Origin of the sequence: Brevundimonas sp. DS20, assembly GCF_001310255.1 — a bacterium.
Classification (GTDB): Bacteria; Pseudomonadota; Alphaproteobacteria; order Caulobacterales; family Caulobacteraceae; genus Brevundimonas; species Brevundimonas aurantiaca.
Map to the genome: position 1 here is coordinate 590,304 of NZ_CP012897.1, position 18,761 is coordinate 609,064.

General features: G+C 67.7%; 16 protein-coding genes and 1 tRNA gene. 6 read left to right on the forward strand and 11 right to left on the reverse strand.

Annotation, left to right across the window (positions count from 1 at the left end; genetic code table 11):
- Positions 1-25: 25 nt before the first annotated feature.
- Positions 26-1,315 (reverse strand): glycosyltransferase family 4 protein, encoded by a 1,290-nt coding sequence (locus JL11_RS02865; protein WP_224764298.1) that lies wholly within the window; start codon positions 1,313-1,315, stop codon positions 26-28.
- Positions 1,316-1,322: 7 nt separating this feature from the next.
- Positions 1,323-2,315 (reverse strand): KpsF/GutQ family sugar-phosphate isomerase, encoded by a 993-nt coding sequence (locus JL11_RS02870; protein WP_054764326.1) that lies wholly within the window; start codon positions 2,313-2,315, stop codon positions 1,323-1,325.
- Positions 2,316-2,483: 168 nt separating this feature from the next.
- On the opposite strand from JL11_RS02870, the gene otsB reads away from it, so the two are divergent.
- Genes otsB through JL11_RS02885 form a run of 3 tightly spaced genes read left to right on the forward strand, consistent with a single transcriptional unit; the run spans position 2,484 to position 6,486 of the window.
- The gene (gene otsB, locus JL11_RS02875) at positions 2,484-3,242 is read left to right on the forward strand and encodes a trehalose-phosphatase (protein ID WP_227976023.1); all 759 of its coding nucleotides are present in this window, start codon (positions 2,484-2,486) and stop codon (positions 3,240-3,242) included.
- A 4-nt stretch (positions 3,243-3,246) separates the two neighbouring features.
- Positions 3,247-5,031: a glycoside hydrolase family 15 protein gene (locus tag JL11_RS02880; protein WP_054764327.1), complete on the forward strand. Its 1,785-nt coding sequence runs from the start codon at positions 3,247-3,249 to the stop codon at positions 5,029-5,031.
- Positions 5,032-5,073: 42 nt separating this feature from the next.
- Positions 5,074-6,486 carry an alpha,alpha-trehalose-phosphate synthase (UDP-forming) gene (locus JL11_RS02885; protein WP_054764328.1) on the forward strand — a complete coding sequence of 471 codons (1,413 nt, stop codon included), beginning with the start codon at positions 5,074-5,076 and terminating at the stop codon, positions 6,484-6,486.
- 13 nt (positions 6,487-6,499) lie between these two features.
- Here the strand turns inward: JL11_RS02885 and JL11_RS02890 are convergent, their stop codons facing one another.
- The 6 genes from JL11_RS02890 to JL11_RS02915 all read right to left on the reverse strand — a co-directional run bounded on the left by JL11_RS02890 (position 6,500) and on the right by JL11_RS02915 (position 12,529).
- The gene (locus JL11_RS02890) at positions 6,500-7,480 is read right to left on the reverse strand and encodes an esterase-like activity of phytase family protein (RefSeq protein ID WP_054764329.1); all 981 of its coding nucleotides are present in this window, start codon (positions 7,478-7,480) and stop codon (positions 6,500-6,502) included.
- Complete coding sequence (gene cobT, locus JL11_RS02895; RefSeq protein WP_054764330.1) at positions 7,477-9,360, reverse strand: cobaltochelatase subunit CobT; 1,884 nt, start codon at positions 9,358-9,360, stop codon at positions 7,477-7,479. The genes JL11_RS02890 and cobT overlap by 4 nt, the downstream gene beginning before the upstream one ends.
- Before the next feature lie 41 nt (positions 9,361-9,401).
- Positions 9,402-10,643: a DUF418 domain-containing protein gene (locus tag JL11_RS02900; protein WP_054764331.1), complete on the reverse strand. Its 1,242-nt coding sequence runs from the start codon at positions 10,641-10,643 to the stop codon at positions 9,402-9,404.
- Positions 10,644-10,693: 50 nt separating this feature from the next.
- Positions 10,694-11,239, reverse strand: coding sequence for a hypothetical protein (locus JL11_RS02905; protein WP_054764332.1), 546 nt, complete (start codon positions 11,237-11,239; stop codon positions 10,694-10,696).
- Positions 11,236-12,117 carry a 3-hydroxybutyryl-CoA dehydrogenase gene (locus JL11_RS02910; protein WP_054764333.1) on the reverse strand — a complete coding sequence of 294 codons (882 nt, stop codon included), beginning with the start codon at positions 12,115-12,117 and terminating at the stop codon, positions 11,236-11,238. Before JL11_RS02910 ends, JL11_RS02905 begins: the two co-directional genes overlap by 4 nt.
- Positions 12,118-12,223: 106 nt before the next feature.
- Entirely contained in the window at positions 12,224-12,529 is a 306-nt protein-coding gene (locus JL11_RS02915; RefSeq protein ID WP_054764334.1) for a YggT family protein, read from the reverse strand.
- Positions 12,530-12,693: 164 nt separating this feature from the next.
- Here JL11_RS02915 and JL11_RS02920 point away from each other — a divergent pair.
- A tRNA-Ala gene (locus JL11_RS02920) sits at positions 12,694-12,769 on the forward strand.
- A 14-nt stretch (positions 12,770-12,783) separates the two neighbouring features.
- On the opposite strand, the gene JL11_RS02925 is transcribed toward JL11_RS02920, so the two are convergent.
- Positions 12,784-13,161, reverse strand: coding sequence for a hypothetical protein (locus tag JL11_RS02925; protein ID WP_054766780.1), 378 nt, complete (start codon positions 13,159-13,161; stop codon positions 12,784-12,786).
- A gap of 281 nt (positions 13,162-13,442) precedes the next feature.
- Between JL11_RS02925 and JL11_RS02930 the strand changes: the two genes are divergently transcribed.
- A complete protein-coding gene (locus tag JL11_RS02930; protein WP_054764335.1) occupies positions 13,443-16,046 on the forward strand; it encodes a TonB-dependent receptor in 2,604 nt (867 codons plus the stop codon).
- Between the two features lie 65 nt (positions 16,047-16,111).
- On the forward strand, positions 16,112-16,945 hold the full coding sequence (locus tag JL11_RS02935; protein WP_054764336.1) for a hypothetical protein: 834 nt from the start codon (positions 16,112-16,114) through the stop codon (positions 16,943-16,945).
- Positions 16,946-16,949: 4 nt separating this feature from the next.
- Here the strand turns inward: JL11_RS02935 and JL11_RS02940 are convergent, their stop codons facing one another.
- Together JL11_RS02940 and JL11_RS02945 are read right to left on the reverse strand one after the other, a co-directional pair.
- On the reverse strand, positions 16,950-17,873 hold the full coding sequence (locus JL11_RS02940; protein WP_054764337.1) for a tyrosine recombinase XerC: 924 nt from the start codon (positions 17,871-17,873) through the stop codon (positions 16,950-16,952).
- Positions 17,874-18,030: 157 nt separating this feature from the next.
- Positions 18,031-18,744, reverse strand: a complete 714-nt coding sequence (locus JL11_RS02945; RefSeq protein ID WP_054764338.1) for a DUF484 family protein — start codon at positions 18,742-18,744, stop codon at positions 18,031-18,033.
- Positions 18,745-18,761 lie beyond the last annotated feature (17 nt).

An 18,761-nucleotide genomic window follows, 5' to 3' on the forward strand; every position in this document is an offset into this window, starting at 1 on the left:
GGATCGGCCCTTGTTCGCGCGTTGATTACCCGCCTTTCGCACCGCCCGCCAGAGGCGAGGCCGCCGCCAGGCCGACCGCCCGAGCGACGATGTCGAAATGGGCTTCCCACGACGGCGCAGCGCGACCTTCCGAGGCGGCGGGCGGAGACGTCATGGTCGCCCGCTCGATCGCCGCCAGCCAGCCCAGCCCGTCCAGGGGATCGATCAACTCGGCTTGGGGCGTCAGTTCCCTGTGCGGCGGAATGTCGGAGGCGATCAGGGGGCGGCCCATGGCCACCGCCTCGACCGCAGGCAGGTCGAACCCCTCGACCGACGACGGCGCCAGCACCGCCCGCGCGCCCCGCATCAGGCGCGCCAGCACCTCGTCGGACAGGTTGGCCGCCTGGTGAACGATCCCCCGCAGATTGGGCGAGCGCTGCAGATGATCCAGCACCGCCTCATTCTCCCAGCCGTAGCGCCCGACCAGGACCAGGGAGGGGGTGCGTTCGCCCAGCCGTTCCTCCAGCCGCCGCCACAAGGTCAGCAACAGGGCCAGGTTCTTTCGCGCCTCTATGGTGCCCACATGGACGAAATAAGGACGGCTGGTCGCCACCGCATCGCCGGCGACGAAGGCCGGTTCCAGGCCCAGGTGCGCCACATGGACCGGCGGCTGCGGCAAACCTTCTCGCGCCGCAAAGGCCCGCAACTCGTCGCGGGTATAGGCCGAGTTGACGATCACCCGACTGGCGTGACGCAGGGCGTGGGTCACTCGGGCGTGGTGTTTGGCGCCGTCGCCCGGCCGACAGAACTCCGGATGGGTGATGGGGATCAGATCATGGATCAGAACGACCCGTTCCACACCCGCCGCTTCCAGATCCCTCAGAGCGTCGGCCTGATGCAGGGTCGTATGGCCCACGTTCAGATAGAGGTCGGCGGCCGGCAGGGGCGCGACGTGACGGGATTTGAAGAACTGTTTCAACACCCGTCCCTTGTCCGCCGGCTTCTCACGCTCCGGCGGGGGCGGGGGACTGATGACAGACTCTGCGGGTCGGGCGGGGGCGGCCAGAGCCTCGAGCAACAAGGCTTCATGCGCCACGTCGGCGGGGGCGACGCCCGCCCCGCTCCAACGCGCGCGCAGATCGACCACGAAGTCCCGGAACCACTCGGGCTGGACGGCGACCAGGCGGTTCTTGCGCCCGCGAACCGGCAGGGTGACGACGTCGGGCCGTGACAGCAGCCATTCGGCATAGGCCAGACAGACACGATCGACGCCGGTGGGGGCGGAACGTTCGGCCCGGCTCATCAGCCGGCTGGCGTCATAGAGGATACGCATCATCAGCGGCTCAGGCGACGTAGCCGGCCTGCATCAGTTCCGCGATATGGACGATGGCGGTCGGCCGCCCCTCCTCCACCACGAACAGATTGGAAATCTTGTTCGCGGTCAGCAGGTCGACGACGTCGCTCATCCGCGCGTCCGGATCGACCGTGATCGGATTGGCCCCCATGATGTCGGCGGCGGTCAGGCCGGTGATGTCGCGCTGGAAGGCGCGACGCAGGTCGCCGTCGGTGACGATCCCCGCCAAGGCGCCGTCCGCCTTCAAGACGGCGACCGCCCCCTTTCGGCCTTCCGTAATGGCTGAGACCACTTCGCTGAAGCTGGCGTTCAGCGGCACGCTGGCCGGGGCCGCGGCGTTGTCGCCCATCCATTCCCGCACGCTTTGCAGGCTCATGCCCAAGGCGCCGCCGGGGTGGTGCAGACCGAAATCCAGGGCGCTGAACCCGCGCCGGTCCATCAGCACCATGGCCAGGGCGTCGCCCAGGGCCAGGGTCATCAGGGTCGAGGTGGTCGGCGCCAGGCCGTTCGGACAGGCCTCAGCCACCTTGGGCATGGTCAGGCAGACCGCAGCGTTGCGTCCCAGGAAACTGGTCGGACGCTGGGTGATGGCGATGACCGGAATGCCGTTGCGCTGGCAGAAGATCAGAGGATCGCGCAGTTCGCGGCTCTCGCCCGAGTTGGAGATGGCCAGGACCGTCACATCCGGTCGCAGCATGCCCAGGTCGCCGTGGCTCATCTCCGCCGGATGGACGAAGAAGGCGTTGGTACCGGTGGACGCCAGGGTGGCGGCGATCTTGCCGCCGATGTGGCCGGACTTGCCGATGCCGGTGACGACCACATAGCCGGGACGGCTCATGATCACATCCACCGCCCGCGCGATCGAGACGTCGATCATCCGCTCCAGCGCTTCCAGCGCCTCGATGTTCAACCGCATGACCTCGCGGGCGCGCCCCGTCATGGCGGCGATGTCTTCGGGCGAGGAATGGGCGATCTCGGTCATGTTTGGTCAGGCCCGCGGCCGGGCTCTCCTTGTTTCAACGCACGGCCGCAGACAGTCCCCTCGGCGGCGCGCACCGCCTCTTTCAGACGACTTTGTCGCTTTCGGGTCAACCTTTGCCGCTTTGGCGCGTTATGGGGGCCTGGGGAAGCCGTAAAGAGTCAGATACCTATGCCGTCTCACGCCGGAGCCGCCGATCTGTTGTTGCCCCGACCGCCGGTCGCCGCCCAGGGAATCGCCCTGTTCCTCGACCTGGACGGCGTCCTTGCGCCCATGGCGCCGACGCCGGACGAGGTCGGTCCCGTGGCCCGCCGCACGGCCGTGCTGAAGGCGGTGCAGGATCGCCTCGACGGCCGGGTGGCCGTGGTCAGCGGCCGCACCATCAGAGAGATCGACCGGATCACCGACCGGGCCCTTGAATCCGCCTCGGGCGTTCATGGACTGGAGCGGCGCCTGAAAGGCGGCCCGGTCCAGAGGACGACGGCCGACGCCGCCGTCGCCAGGGCTTTGGACGCCTTTCACGCCTTCGCCGCTGACCGGCAGGGAGTGATCGTCGAGGACAAGGGAGTCTCTGCGGGCCTGCATTATCGACTGGCGCCCGACCAGGGCGCGGCGGCGCAGCGACTGGCCCGGCAGCTGCAGGCCGAGACAGGCCTGGCGCTGCAGCCTGGCCATATGGTGCTGGAGTTGAAGACGCCGGGCGCCGACAAGGGCACAGCCGTCGCCGCCTTCATGCAGGAGGAGCCGTTCAAGGGAGCGACCCCCGTCATGCTCGGCGACGATCTGACCGATGAACATGGTTTCGAGGCCGCCGCCGCCCTAGGCGGCTACGGGGTATTGGTCGGGCCTGAGCGCGAAACCGCGGCCCGCTATCGGCTGGACGACGTGGACGACGTCCTGACCTGGCTGGAAGCGGTGGCGGGGGCCTGAATCGATGACGCCCAATCTCGATCTCTTCCCCATCGGCAATTGCGCGATCAGCGCCCTGATCGACCGTCAGGGCCGGTTCGTCTGGGCCTGCGCCCCGCGCGTCGACGGCGACCCCGTCTTTTCGGCCCTGATGAACGGAGAAGCGCCCGAGCATGGCTATTGGTCCGTCGAGCTGGAGGGGCTGAAACACGTCAGCCAGGCCTATGTCCGCAATACGCCGGTGCTCAAGACCGTTCTGACGGCCGAAGACGGGGCCGCGGTGGAGATCATCGACTTCGCCCCGCGCCATCCGAAACATTCGCGAACCTACCGCCCCCTCGCCTTCGGGCGGATCATTCGACCGCTGCACGGCACGCCGCGTATCCGCGTCCGGCTGCGCCCCTCGTCCGACTGGGGCGCGCGGCGGGCGCCCCACACCTCGGGCTCCAATCACATCCGGTTCCTATGCCCGGACGTCACCTTCCGTCTGACGACCGACTGTCCCGTCTCTCACGTTCTGGAGGAGCGGATCTTTCGGCTGGAACGGCCGCACGCCTTCTTCTTCGGCCCGGACGAGGGCTATGATCAGGATGTGGGACCGGGGGTTCAGGCCGCGCTGGACCGCACGGTCGCCTATTGGCAGGACTGGGTCCGCAAACTCTATCTGCCGCTGGACTATCAGGAGGCCGTCATCCGTGCGGCCATCACCCTGAAGCTCTGCGCCTATGAAGAGACCGGCGCCATCGTCGCGGCCATGACCACCTCCGTTCCCGAATTCAAAGAGAGCGGGCGCAACTGGGACTATCGCTACTGCTGGATCCGCGACGCCTATTATACGGTGCGGGCGCTGAACCGGCTGGGGGCGGTCGACATTCTCGAGAACTACTTGGGCTATCTGCGCAATCTGGTTGACGCCTCGGCCGGCGGCCATGTCCAGCCGGTCTATGGGGTGGGGCTGGAGCCGGGCATCGGCGAGAGCATCGTCGATACGGTCGAGGGCTATCGCGGCATGAAGCCGGTGCGGATCGGCAATCAGGCCCATGAGCACCTGCAGCACGACGTCTACGGTCAGATCGTCCTGCCCCTGGTTCAGGCCTTCTATGACCAGCGCCTGCTGCGCCCGGGCACGATCGAGGATTTCCACGCCCTGGAGAAGGTCGGCGAGCGGGCCTTCGCCATGCACGACCAGACCGACGCAGGCCTGTGGGAGTTCCGCACCATCGCGCGGGTTCACACCTATTCCTCCGTCATGTGCTGGGCGGCCTGCGACCGTCTGGCCAAGGCGGCGGATCATCTGGGCCTGCAGGCCCGCGCCGACGTCTGGCGTCAGCGGGCGGCGGCCATCCGAGAGCGGATCGAGGCGGAAACCTTCCTGACGGACGAGGGGCGTTTCGCCGCCAGTTTCGGCGGACGCGAACTGGACGCCTCCCTGCTGCAACTGACGGACCTGGGCTTTCTGGACGCGCATGATCCGCGCCAGGTGGCCACCTTCGATGCAATCGAGCGGGATCTGAAAAAAGGACCCTTCCTGTTCCGCTATGTCGAGCCGGACGACTTCGGCGAGCCGGAGACCGCGTTCAACTTCTGCACCTTCTGGTTCATCGAGGCCCTGCATCAGAACGGCCGGGTGGAGGAGGCGCGCGCCATATTCGAAGAGATGCTGGCCCGTCGCACCCAGGCCGGCCTCTTGAGCGAAGACATTTCCGTCGAGGACGGGGAGCTGTGGGGCAACTACCCCCAGACCTACTCCCTGGTCGGGATCATCAATTGCGCCGTGATGTTGAGCCGATCCTGGACCGACGTGCGTTGATCTTTCTGGTCCCGGGGCTGGGATCGCTGCCGAAGTGAAGTCATGAGCCGTCTCATCGTCGTATCCAACCGGGTTTCGGCCCCGACCGATCCCGCTGCGGGCTCCGCCGGCGGCCTGGCCATGGCCCTGTCTGCGGCCCTGCGAAAATACGACGGCCTCTGGTTCGGCTGGTCTGGAGAGACGATCGACAGCTTCACCGGCGAGATGAAGGTGGAGGACCGCGCCGGCGTGACCGTCGGACTGGTCGATCTGGAGCCCCAGGACGTCGAGGAATATTACAACGGCTACGCCAACAAGACCCTGTGGCCGCTGTTCCACCACCGGATCGACCTGGCCCAGTACGAACGGTCCTACGGCGAGGGTTATGAGCGGGTGAACCGCCGCTTCGCCGAGGTTCTGGCGCCGGTGATCAAGCCGGACGACGTCATCTGGATCCACGACTACCATATGATCCCCATGGCGCGGGATCTGCGTCGTCTGGGCGTCCGCAACCGGATCGGCTTCTTCCTGCACACCCCCTGGCCGACGCGCCAGCTGCTGGTGACCCTGCCGCATCACCGGCGGCTGGTGGAGTCCATGTTCGACTTCGATCTGATCGGCTTCCATACGCGCGAATGGTGCGACCTCTTCACCGACTATGTGGTCAGCGAGGCCCAGGGCGAGCTGTTCGGTCATGGCGGGCTGGAATGTTTCGGCCGCCGGGTTCAGACCGGCGTCTTCCCCATCGGCATCGATGTGGACGGCTTCCTGGCGGCGAAGAACTCGACCCTCGGGGCCCGGACCTATGATCGGATGGCGGCCTCGGCGGCCTTCCGCGCCATGATCGTCGGCGTGGACCGGCTCGACTATTCCAAGGGGCTGGAGGAGCGGCTGCTGGGCTATGAGCAGTTTTTGCAGGACAATCCGTCGATGCGTGGCGAGGTCTTCCTGCTCCAGGTCACGCCGATCTCGCGGGACGATGTGGATTCCTATCAGGACATGCGGGCGCGGCTGGACGCCCTGGCCGGGCGGGTCAACGGGGCCTTCGCCGACATGGATTGGCAGCCGATCCGCTATCTGAACCGCACCTACCGCCGCGACCAGCTGGCGGGGATCTATCGCGCCGCCAGGGTTGGGCTGGTGACGCCGCTGCGCGACGGGATGAACCTGGTCGCCAAGGAATATGTCGCCGCCCAGAACCCCGACGATCCCGGCGTCCTGATCCTGTCCCGGTTCGCGGGGGCGGCGGAACAGATGCGTGAGGCGCTTCTGGTCAATCCCTACAGCCGCGAGGAGCTGTCGGACGCCATCCAGAAGGCCTTGACCATGCCCCTGGCCGAGCGGGTGCGGCGATGGGAGGCCCTGATGCAGGTGGTGCGCGACACCGACGTGGGCATCTGGCGCGACGCCTTCGTCAAGGCCCTGCTGGCGGTCGAGACCGAGCCGGAAAAATCCCAATGGGCGGGCGCGGCCTGATCCAGGGCCCGGTCTAGCGAATGTCGAAGGCCAGCAGCAGGGTGCGCTGGGCCGGATTGGCGTTGTCGTCCGACAGCAGATAGAGCCGGGTCGTCTGGCCGCGCCGCTCGGCCGCGACGCCTTCGAAATTGTCCGTTGTGCCGGGCAGCTTCAGTTCGATCAAGGCAGGTCCCAAAGACCCATCTGCCGCCATGCGCCGCACCCGGCCCCGCATGTCGATCGGCGGCGTATAGCGGCGCTCCACCACGAACCAGCCTTCGCCGGACGGATCGCGATCCAGACCGGTGAAGCGATAGTCGGAATCGCGGGGCGCCTCGGCCGGCGGCGAGACGACGGTGCGACAGCCGTTCATCGTGCAGTCCCAGACGCCGCCGCCTTCGCCGACCGCGCGCCAGCCGTCTGTCTGAGCGTGCGAAGCGGCTAGGCCCTCCATGCCTTCATTGTCCGCAAAGGCGACGGCGGGCGACGGAACCGGTCGGGGGGCGCGCACGGCCGACAGCGGGCCGTAATTCCAAATTCGATGGCGACGTTCGAAGCTGACGAGCAGGTCGCCTGATTGCGTCAGGGCCAGACCCTCGGCGTCTCCGTCGCGCTTGTCGCTGATCGGCGTCCCGTCCTCCAGGGCCAGCCGGTGAGACGCCAGACCATCGACGCCGACGAGCCGCCCCTGGGCGTTGAGCCGCAGACGGCCGCGAACCAGGTCCCCCGCGTCGGATACGGCGACAAAGCCGCCGCCTCCGCTCAGTTTAAGATCGGAAAGCCCATGCAGCGGCGATCCCAGGCCGGCGACGATCTCGATCCCGCCCGCGAAACGCACGCCGGGCGCCAGGACGGCCCCGGGCAGGCCCAGACCGACCGGCTTCAACGCGGCGGCGGCGAAGGACCAGCCGTCTTCGTCTGAAAGGGACGGTTGTGGCGGGCCCAGAGTCGCGGCGCAGGCCGTCAGGGCCAGGGCCGCCCAGGCCGCCGCGAGACGCGGTAGACGACGTCTCATGCGGCGATCTTCTGACGCGGCCGGCGAGCGAGCGTCGCCGCGGCGTCCGCCTCGAACAGTTCGGCCAGTTTTTCGGTCATGGCGCCGGCCAGCTGCTCCACGTCGACGATGGTCAGGGCCTTGCGGTACCAGCGGGTCACGTCATGGCCGATGCCGATGGCCAACAGTTCGACCGGCGAGCGATCCTCGATCTCGGCGATGACCTGGCGCAGGTGTTTGTCCAGATAGAGGGCGGCGTTGGCCGACTGGGTCGAATCATCGACAGGCGACCCGTCGGAAATGACCATCAGGATGCGGCGCTGCTCGGTGCGGGCCAGCAGGCGATTGTGCGCCCATTGCAGGGCCTCGCCGTCGATATTCTCCTTCAGCAGGCCCTCGCGCATCATCAGGCCCAGATTCTTCTTGGCCCGGCGCCAGGGCGCGTCGGCGGCCTTGTAGATGATGTGGCGCAGGTCGTTCAGCCGGCCGGGATTGGCGGGTTTGCCGGCGCTGATCCAGGCCTCGCGGCTCTGTCCGCCCTTCCAGGCGCGGGTGGTGAAGCCCAGGATCTCGACCTTGACGCCGCAACGCTCCAGCGTGCGGGCCAGAATGTCGGCGCAGACCGCCGCCACCATGATCGGCCGCCCGCGCATCGAACCCGAATTGTCGAGCAGCAGGGTCACGACCGTATCGCGGAACGGGCTCTCGCTCTCGGCCTTGAAGGACAGGGGGGCGGTCGGGTCGGTGACGATCCGGGTCAGCCGGGCCGTGTCCAGCATCCCCTCCTCCAGATCGAAGGTCCAGGCGCGGTTCTGCTGGGCCAGCAGGCGGCGCTGCAGCTTATTGGCCAGGCGCGAGACGACGCTGGCCAGCAGGGTCAGCTGTTGGTCCAGCAGATTGCGCAGCCGCTCCAGCTCCATCGGATCGCACAGGTCGGCGGCGTCCACCACCTCGTCATAGGCGGTGGTGAAGACGCGGTAGAAGTCGACCGCCCGCCCGTCGTCGGCGGTCTGCTGGCGATTGGGCTGCTGGCCCTCGTTCAGTTCCGGCCCGTCCTCGGCGCCTTCGCCTTCCGGGTCGGCGGGGGCGCCTTCGGGGCGGCTCTCGCGCTCCTGCTCCGACGACTGATCGTCGGCGTCGCCCTCCATGGACTGGGAGCCCTCGCCGCCCTCCTCTTCCTCGTCCTCGTCCGGCTGATCGTCGGCGTCGGGCTCCTGGGTATCCGGCTCCTGATCGCCCGGGTCGTCCGAGGCGTCCTCGCCCTGGCCGTCGCCGGGATCCAGGTTCAGGGCGCGCAGCACTTCGCGCATCTTTTCGGCGAACAGAGCCTGGTCGCCGGCGGTCGCGGTCAGGGCGTCCAGCTGATCGCCCGCCTTGGCCTCTATGCCGGCTCGAACCAGATCCAGCAAGGATTTGGTCCCGTCGGGCGAAGGCCGGCCCGTCAGCCGTTCACGCACCAGGAGGGCCACGGCCTCCGAAACCGGCGCCCGCTCGGGCTCGAGGATGCGCAGAGCCCCGGTCTTCTCCAGCCGCGTCACCAGGGCGGCGTCCAGATTGTCCCTGACCCCCGCCAGGAATTCGGAGCCCACGGCCTCGACCCGCGCCTGTTCAACCGCGTCGAAAACCTCGGCCGCCTGGGTGTCGGCGGGGCGCATACGGGCGTCGATCCCCGCGTCATGATTGGCCAAACGCAGGGCCAGGCGGTCGGCCTGGCCTCGCAGGGACGCGCTCTCGTTACCGGAGGGGTCGCGTGGGGGATGCGGCAGAGTCAGAATCCCGCCAGCCAGCTTGGGTCCGTCCGACCCGAACACCACCTCCAGCTCAGGCTGCTCGGCCAGGGCGCGGGCGGCGTGGCTGAGCGCGCGTTTGAAGGTTTCGGCGGGAGTGTCCGGGGCGGCCATGCTCCTCAGTTAATCTTTTCACGCCGCTGATAAAAGCGCGATCAGGCGGCTTTTCGGATCGGCACGCGCCGCCCATAGGTCAGGCAGCGCCACACCCATTCCAGCGGCCCCATTCTGAACCGCGCCAGCCACAGCGGAGACCAGATCAGCTGGACCGCCCAAACGGCCGCCACCAAGCCCCACATGCCGACATAGTCCACCTGACCGAACAGACGCGGCCCCCAAGGCATGTAAAAGAGGGTGGTCATGATCAGCGTCTGGCTCAGATAGTTGGTGAGGGCCATCTGCCCCACCGGCCGAAGCGGGGCGACCAGCCAGGCCGGTCCGCGCGTGGTCACGAGCACGATCAGGCTGACATAGGCCAGGGTCACCAGGATCGGGAAGGCCGCGACCGCCTCCGCCAGCCCTTGCGTCGGATGGGCGTCGGGCGCGGCCATGATTTCGGTCCAATGGGTCGTCGCCACAAGGGCCAGGACCGCGCTCCCGACCGCCAGGACGAAGAGATAGAGCCAGGTCGGCGCCCGGCCGCTGAGGAAACCCGCCTTGAACAGACCCATGCCGGTCATCATCAGGGCGACGGTCGAAAAGACGAACATGGCCAGGCTGGCGCCCTGGAGGAAGAACCAGGCGGTCAGGTTCTGGCCCATGGCCCCGGCCCAGCCGCTGCGATAGGCGGCGATGGCGGCGGCGACGGCCTCCTGGCTGTTCTGCGGCTGGCCCTGTTTCATCGCCTCGACCACTTCTGCGGGGCCGGCGACCATCAGCCAGCTCAACCCCGCCTGCATCGCCCCCAGCGCCAGGGTGACCCCCAGCCCGACCCCGATCAGAACGGGGGCGGAGAAGGACCGCATCAGCATGACGAACAGGCCGGACCAGGCGTAGAGCAGAAGGACGTCGCCGTACCAGAAGGCCAGGCCGTGGATCAGGGCGATCACAGCCAGCCAGAACAGGCGCCGGCGCAGCAGCCGCCCCCGCGCCGCATCGCTTCGTTCACCGCCCACCAGAAAGATCGAAGCGCCAAACAACATGGCGAAGAGGGTGATGAACTTCTGGTGGAAGAAGACGTCCATCGCCCAACGGGCCACGGCGTTGGCGCCCGTCACAGGAAAGGGGCTGAGGTCCGCATCGCCATAGACCATGAAGGGCAGGCCGAAGGAGACGACGTTCACCGCCAATATGCCCAGGACCGCCAGCCCCCGCATCACATCCAGAGAAGCGATACGGGCGGGCGCCTCGACCGGCGCCAGTCCGGTCGGTTCCGTCGTCTGGTTCACCGTCGACATTCACAGCCTCCCCCGAAGCGATTCAGCGCCTGAGCGGCGCTCGGATAAGCTTAGCGACGCCGCCCGACCTCGATCGTCGGCCGCGCCTCAAAGGCGATGAAGGCCACGCAAAGACCCGCCCACAGGGCGTAGCTGACGCCGACGATCATGGCGATGGGCAGGCCGCCCACGCCGAAGATCAGGAGGGTCGTCTCGGTCGCACCGAGACCCTGCATCAGGTCGCCCGCCTCCAGCCAGCCCAGGACCACCATCACCAGGCTGACAACCACCTGGACCAGGGCCGCAGTCAGGCCGCCGAACAGCATGAAACGCCAGACCACGCCCAGCCGCGACCCCGGCCGACCCTCGCGACGGCGCTCCTGATTGATCCGCCACAGGCCCGCAGGAACGGCCGCCAGACCGATCAGCAGCACCAGAATCCGCCAGTCGATGTCACGCCCCGCGCCGATGGCGTTGGGCGGCCAGAAGGGCAGGGTCAGAATCAGCGGGGGCCAGGCGGCGCCGGCCAGAGAGGCCAGGATCGGATACAGCGGCGCCGGCCGCGACTGGATGGTCGCCTGGCCCGGCAGGTCGGCATAGGTCTCGAACCGGCTCATCGGGTCGGGGCCGGCGTCTCGCCGGAATAGTCATAGAAGCCCCGCCCGCTCTTGCGGCCCAGCCAGCCGGCCTCGACATATTTCACCAGCAGAGGACAGGGGCGGTATTTGCTGTCGGCCAGCCCGTCGTACAGGACGTTCATGATGGCCAGGACCACGTCCAGCCCCATGAAGTCCGCCAGCTCCAGCGGCCCCATCGGATGGTTGGCGCCCAGGCGCAGCGCCTTGTCGATGGAGGCGACGTTGCCGACCCCTTCATACAGGGCGAAGATCGCCTCATTCATCATCGGCACCAGGATCCGGTTGACGATGAAGGCCGGGAAATCCTCGGCGTCGGTCGTGGTCTTGCCCAGGCTTTCGGCGAAATCGACGGCCGCCGCATGGGTCTCGGCCGAGGTGGCGATGCCGCGCACGATCTCGACCAGACGCATGACCGGCGCCGGCTTCATGAAATGAAGGCCGATGAACCGGTCCGGCCGATCCGAGGCCGAGGCCAGTCGGGTGATCGAAATGGAGGAGGTGTTGGAGGCCAAAAGGGTCTGGGGGCCCAGATGGGGGGCGACCTCGGCGTAGAGGGCCTTCTTGACCGCCTCGTCCTCCAGCGCCGCCTCGATGACCAGGTCCGCGTCGGACACGGCCTCGGCCATGACCGTCGTGACGGCGATCCGGGCCAGGGCGGCGTCGGCCTCGGCCTGGGTCACCAGATGGCGGCCGACGTGGCGCGACAGGCTGGCGGCGATCTCGCCCTGGGCCAGCGGCAGTCGCGCGGGCGCCACGTCGTAGAGTCGGACCGAATAGCCGCCCAGGGCCACCGCATGGGCGATGCCTGCGCCCATCTGTCCGGCGCCCAGGACGGCGACTGTGGTGATCGTGCTCATGAACCGTGGTCAATAATGGTCGGGGCCGGCACCTTTAGGAAGCTGGCGGCGGGGCGCAAGGGCGGAATCGCCGTCTCGCGTCGGAATCTCCCGCCGCCGTGGCGCCTCAGCCCAACATGCCGATCAGGACCGGGGCCGCCGAGGCGTTGAACAGGATGCGGACGAACTGAAGCAGCAGCAGGACGACGATGGGCGAAATGTCGATCCCGCCCAGCGGCGGAATGATCCGACGGAAGGGTTCCAGAATGGGGGCGGTGATCCGGTCCAGGAAGTCGGCGACCTGGCTGACGAACCGGTTGCGATGGTTGATCACGTCGAAGGCGAACAACCAGCTCAAGATCGCCTGGATGATGATGAACCAGACCATCAGGCCGATGACGGTGTTCACAAGCCAGACCAGGGCGGTGCCCATATGTATTCTCCTGCAAGGCGCGAACCTCGGCTTCTAGCCGTCCCCCGCCCATCCGACAATCTTCTGCGGTCGCCTGCGCGGATTGCGCGCACAAGCCCGTTGACACCACGCCCGCCCGCCTTCTATGTCCCGCGCTCGCCTGGAGGCCTGCTCCTGACTGGAACGGGGCCGTAGCTCAGTTGGTAGAGCGCGTCGTTCGCAATGACGAGGTCAGGGGTTCGACTCCCCTCGGCTCCACCAGGCGTCCTTAGAGCCTATTTCAACACCACATAGCCGCGCTCGACCATGCGGCGCAGGGCTTCGTAGACTTCGGCGAGTTCGTCGAAGGCGGTGCGGGCGGCGGTCAGGCGGGCGACCTGGTCGGGGGTGACGGGCGAGCCCGAATGGGCCAGGCGCAGGGCCTCGGCCCCCCATTTGGCGCGGGCGCCGGCGGTCAGGACCGCCAGTTTCTGAAGAGAGGCGGCGTCCAGACCGGTCAGGGTGTGGCCGATCAGCTCCTTGTTGGCGACATAGGCGGCGTAGTCGATCTGCTCCAACTGGCCGCGCAGGCGGCGCTGCTCGTGCGGATCGGTGTCCTGCGGTTCGAAATGGTCGCTGTGGCGACGCACGCTCGAAGTCATCTTGGTCGACATGGGCCGGCCCTCCACGGCCGACCAGACGTTTCCGGCGGCCACATTGACAAGAGGGTGCGCCGCTTCGGTTAACGTCCCGTTTGCGCCGAGGCGGCTCAGGTTTTGACAGTCGACCGACTGTCGCAATCTCCGCACAGCCTCGGGTCGCAAAGGGCGCGTAGCGGCGAAATCGCCATCGAATCTCCACCCACTGTTGTCGGGCGCGACACAGAACAGACGCCTGCACGTCGCCTCCGCCCCCTATGCGAGCCCCGTCGAAATTCGACGTTGGGGGATAGAACATGTGTTTTTCGTCACAGAGCCGGCAACGGTTTCTGCTCGCCACCACCGCCCTGATCAGCGCCGGACTTGCGGCCAGCGCCCAGGCCCAGGTTCAGGACAACCCGACCGCCGAGGTCGATGAGATCGTCGTGACCGGCCAGCGCGAGGCGCAGCGCGCCGCCATCGCCGTGAAACGCGCTGAGTTCGAGGTGATGGACGCCGTCTCCGCCGACGACATCGGCAAGCTGCCGGACCACAACACCGCCGCCGCCCTGCGCCGCATTCCCGGCGTCTCGGTGATGGAGGATCAGGGCGAGCCGCGCTGGCCGATCCTTCGGGGCCTGGCCTCCACCTACAACCGCACGACCATCGACGGCGCCTTCGTGGGTTCGGTAGATGAAAGCGCCCGCACCGTGCCGATGGACATCGTGCCCTCCGTGATGGCCGGCCGGGTCGAGGTGATCAAGACGGTCACGCCCGAGAACGACGGCAACGCCATCGGCGGCGTGATCAATGTCGCCACCCGCAGCGCGTTCGACGCAGCCAAACCCTTCTTCAACGGCATGGCCTCCTACGGCGTCTATGAACAGCACGGCGACGTCCGCAACGACGATCCGTCCTATCGCCTGGCCTTCGCCGCCGGTCGCCGCTTCGGCGCGGCCGACGAATGGGGCGTGGTGATTGGCGCCTCCCACGAGCAGCTCGACTACGACATTCCACAGGCGGAGTCGGCCGCGCCTTCGATCCGCGAATACGACGCGGCCGGCAAGCCGGTGAACTCGGGCGCTCCGACCGGCAACGGAATCCAGGTGCCGACCCAACTGCGCCTGTTCTGGTACAACAACACCAAACAGCGTTCGGGCGCGAACGGAAAGTTGGAATGGCGGCCGAGCGTCGATTTCCGCTGGGAGGCCTCGGCCCTGTACGCCCGGATGGAGGACGATGAGGAGCGGACCGAGTTCCGCACCGAGCCGGTCGGCAATGTGACCAACCAGACCCGCACCTCGGGAACCTTCGCCACGGGCCGCAACATCATCGGTCTGAACCAGCCCATCACCCGTCGCGAGATCGGCCTGGGCCGTACCGCCTTCCGGTGGGACGCCGCCCCGCAATGGCGGCTGGACGGCGATCTGGTCTATTCACAGGCGGGCTCAGAAACCCCCAACACCTCTATGGAGTTCCGCACGGCGTCGAACGCCAACTTCGGCTTCCGCTACGACACCTCGAACTTTTTCCCGGTGTTCACGCCGACCAATCCGACGGCCTTCCACGATCCGGCCCTGTTCAATCTCCAGCAACGGCGCGTGTCCTTGCTGCGGACCGATGAAGACACCACCCAGGCCCGGTTCAACCTGGCCTTCGACGACGGCGGCGAGACGCGGAACCTGAAGGCGAAGGTCGGCGCCGTGTGGCGCTCCAGCGATCGCAGCTATCGGTCCAGCCGCACCGACTACACCCCCAAGACCGGCTTTATCTATACGCTGGACAAGGTCGATCGTCCCGGGCCGGACAAGCTGATCGAAGGCCAGTATCGTCTGACGCCGCGCATCGACGTCGCCACGGCGGAGGCCTTCTATGCGGCCAACGCGGCCAGCTTCGACGCCAAGACCGCTGCCCCGACCGGCGACTATGACGTCACCGAGGACGTCTTCGCCGGCTACGCCCAGGCCAGCTACAAGATCGGCGACCTGACCCTGCTGGGCGGACTGCGCTATGAGAAGACCGAAGTCAGTTCAGACGCCGCCCGCCTGTCCGGCGGCGTCCTGACGCCGGTGTCGAACAGCGGCGACTACGACAACTGGCTGCCCAGCCTGCACCTGCGCTGGAATCTGCGTCAGAACATGGTCGTCCGCGCCGCCTGGACCAACACCATCGGCCGGCCGGACTTCGGTTCGCTGGCCGCCAGCGAGAGCATCAGCTTCGACGGCTCGCAGCCGACCCTGTCCCGCGGCAACCCCGGCCTGAAGGCGCGCGAGAGCGAAGGTCTGGACCTGTCGTTTGAATACTATCCGACCGACGGGCTGATGTCGGTCGCCCTGTTCACCAAGGACATCGACAACGAGATCTTCACTCTCAGCTCGGTCCAGAACCTGGACGTGGGCCGGGGCGTGGAGGCGGTGATCGTCTCGACGCCGACGAACGCCGAAACGGCCAAGATTCGCGGCGTCGAAGTCGCCTTCCAGCAGGCCCTGACCATGCTGCCGGCGCCGTTCGACGGCCTGGGCGTCAGCGCCAACGCCACCTTCCTGGACACGGAGTTCACCTTCCTGACCACGGCGGGCAAGCGTCACACGGGTCTGTTCCAGCAGCCGGCGACCACCACCAATGAATCGATCTGGTATCAGCGCGGCCCCATCGAGGCCCGCGTCTCGCACAACTATATCGGCGGCTTCCTGGAAACGATCAACGACACCATTCCGAACGCCGACCAATACTGGAAGGGCCGCCACGTCTATGACGCCTCGGTCAGCTGGCGCTTCGACAACGGCCTCACCGTCTTCGTCGAAGGCCAGAACCTGTCGAACTCGGGACGCCGGGAAGTGACCGGCCCGGGTCGAACCTATCTTCAGGAATCGGCCAACTACGGCCGCACCTACTGGGTCGGTCTGTCCGCCAGCTTCTAATCCCGACGATCAAAGGGGCCGCCTTCTCCGGGACGCGGCCCCTGTCCTTTTGAGGAACGCCTGTCATGCTCGCCTCCGTCCTGTTGTCGCTGCTTGTCTCGGCCGCCCAGGCCACACCGACGGCCGAAGGCGACGCGGTTGCGCCGCTCGTCCTGTCGGGCGAAGCTCGGACTCTGCGGCGCTACCCCGCTGAGGCGCGCCAAGGCGTGGCCGTGGGACCCGATGACGTCTACGCCGTCTCCAACTGGTCGATCGTGCGCTATGACAAGAAGACGGGCGCCAAACAGGCCGAATGGACCGGTGACCGAGCCCGATTTCCGCACATCAACTCTTGCGCCCTGATCGACGGCGAACTGGTCTGCGCCAGCTCCAACTTTCCCGCCGTTCCTCAGATCAGCACGGTGGAGGTCTTCGACGCCGTCGACCTGCATCACAAGCGCAGCGTCGCCCTGGGCATGGGGACGGGTTCGATCACCTGGGTCGATCGACATGACGGCGCCTGGTGGGCCATGTTCGCCAACTATGACGGTCGCGGGGGCGAGGCGCCGCGCGACCACCGCCACACCACCCTGGTGCGGTTCGACGACCAATGGCGACGGCTGGAGGCCTGGGGGCTGCCGGCCTCCATTCTGGAGCGGATTGCGCCGATGAGCATTTCCGGCGGCGGCTGGGGACCGGACGGACGTCTCTATCTGACCGGCCACGACCGGCCCGAACTCTATGTCGTCGCCCTGCCCGACGGCGGGGGAGTTCTGGATCATCTGGAGACCCTCGGCATAGAGGCCGAGGGACAGGCGATCGACTGGGATGAAAGCGAGCCCGGCGTCCTCTACGGCATCACCCGGCGAACACGGGAAATCCTGGCGATGCGCACGCCCGTCACGACCACGGCGCCCTGATCTGTCAGGCGCCGCTCGCGCGCGGATGGGCGGCGGAATAGGCGCTTAACAGGCGCTCCGCATCGACGCCGGTGTATTTCTGAGTGGTGGACAGGCTGGCGTGGCCGAGCAGTTCCTGGATGGAGCGCAGATCGGCGCCGGCCCCCAGCAGATGGGTCGCGAAACTGTGGCGCAAGGCGTGGGGGGTGGTGCGTTCGGGCAGGCCCAGCCGGCCGCGCAGTCGCTGGACCGAGGCCTGGACGTGGCGCGGGCTGAGCGGGCCGCCGCGCCGAGCCCGGAACAGGGGGTCGGCGGGCTGAAGGATGAAGGGCAGCAGCGCCAGATAGGCGTCCACCGCCGATCGCACGGCGGGCAGGACCGGGACGATCCGGGTCTTCGATCCCTTACCGACGATCCGCAGGGTGTCGCCCAAAGGAGCCTCTGCGCGAGTCAGGGACAGGGCTTCGGAAATCCGCAGCCCGCAGCCGTAGAGAAGGCTGAGCACGGCGCGGTCGCGGGCGGCCTCCCAAGGCTCCGCGTCGGGATCGGCGTCGGGTTCGGCCAGCAGGCCGCGCGCCTGGTCCTCGCTGACGGGGCGGGGCAGGGACGGCTTGATCCGGGGACCGCGCACCAGAGCCAGCTGGGGGGCGGGCGTGTCCAGCCGCCGGTCCAGAAAGGCGTGAAAGCCCCGAACGGCCGACAGGGTCTGGCTCAGGGATCGGGCCGCCAAGGGGTGATCGCCGCTGCGGCGGTCGGCTAAATGGGCGCGCACCTCGGCGGCGGTGATGGTTCCCAGGCCTTTCAGCGTCAGGGTCTCGCCGCGATGGCGTTCGAGAAAGGCGACATAGAGCCGGCCGATATGGCCGTAGGCCTCAAGGGTGCGGGGCGACAGCCGTCGCTCGTGCGCCAGATGCTCCAGCCAGGCGTGGAGGGCCTCGGCGGCGGTCATTCGCCCGTTTCCTGTCCGTCATCCTCGGGCTTGACCCGAGGATCGGGCGTTGATCGAGGCGAATGGCGGGGATCGTGCGCCAACCCGTACGCATTTGCGACGGAGCGTCCGACCCTCGGGTCAAGCCCGAGGGTGACGGTGAGCGAAGTACGGAAAGTCAGTTCAACACCGGCCATCGCTCGGCCATCCGCTCCACCACCCGCGCCAGAAAGGCCGCCAGTTCGCAGCCCATATTGGGGGTGAAACCCTCGGGCTCAGGCGAGCCGAAGGCGCACAGGCAGGGTCGGGGCGGTTCGCCGGGGGTCAGATGCGGCGCCATGCGGACCAGGGCCACCGACTTCACCTGATCGCCGGCCGCGCCGAACAGGTCGAGCCCGTCGAACATCGGCCCCAGCCAGCTCAGGCCGTGGTCGCCCAGCAGGCGGTCCACCTCGCCGGCGTCCAGTCCGCGCCAGCCGAACGGCACCCCGCCGGGTCTTTCGAGGGCGATGGCGGCGCCGGCCAGGCCGAACCGGCCCTGGGCCGCGGCGTCGAGGCGACGCGCCAGATCGGAATGATTGCGCGCCTCCATCAGATCCAGGGCGGCGACGTGGGTCTGGGTCTGGGCGGCGAAATTGGCGCGGGCGATCATCTCGACCTCGCGCCGGGCGCCGGCCTCGCGCTCGACCACCGCCTCAAGCCGCGTCAGGGCGGCGGCGCCGAACTCGACCACATTGCGTCCGTGCGGACGCAGGCCGATCTCTTCCAACAAGGAACGATCGTCCAGCAGGGTCTGGGAATGGGTCTGGAGCCAGCCGCGCACCTCGGGCCAGGTCAGGCCGTCGCCCAGATGGGGAACCGGCTCCGCTTCAGCGGTTTCGAAAAGGTCCAATGAGCCGCTCAACAGAC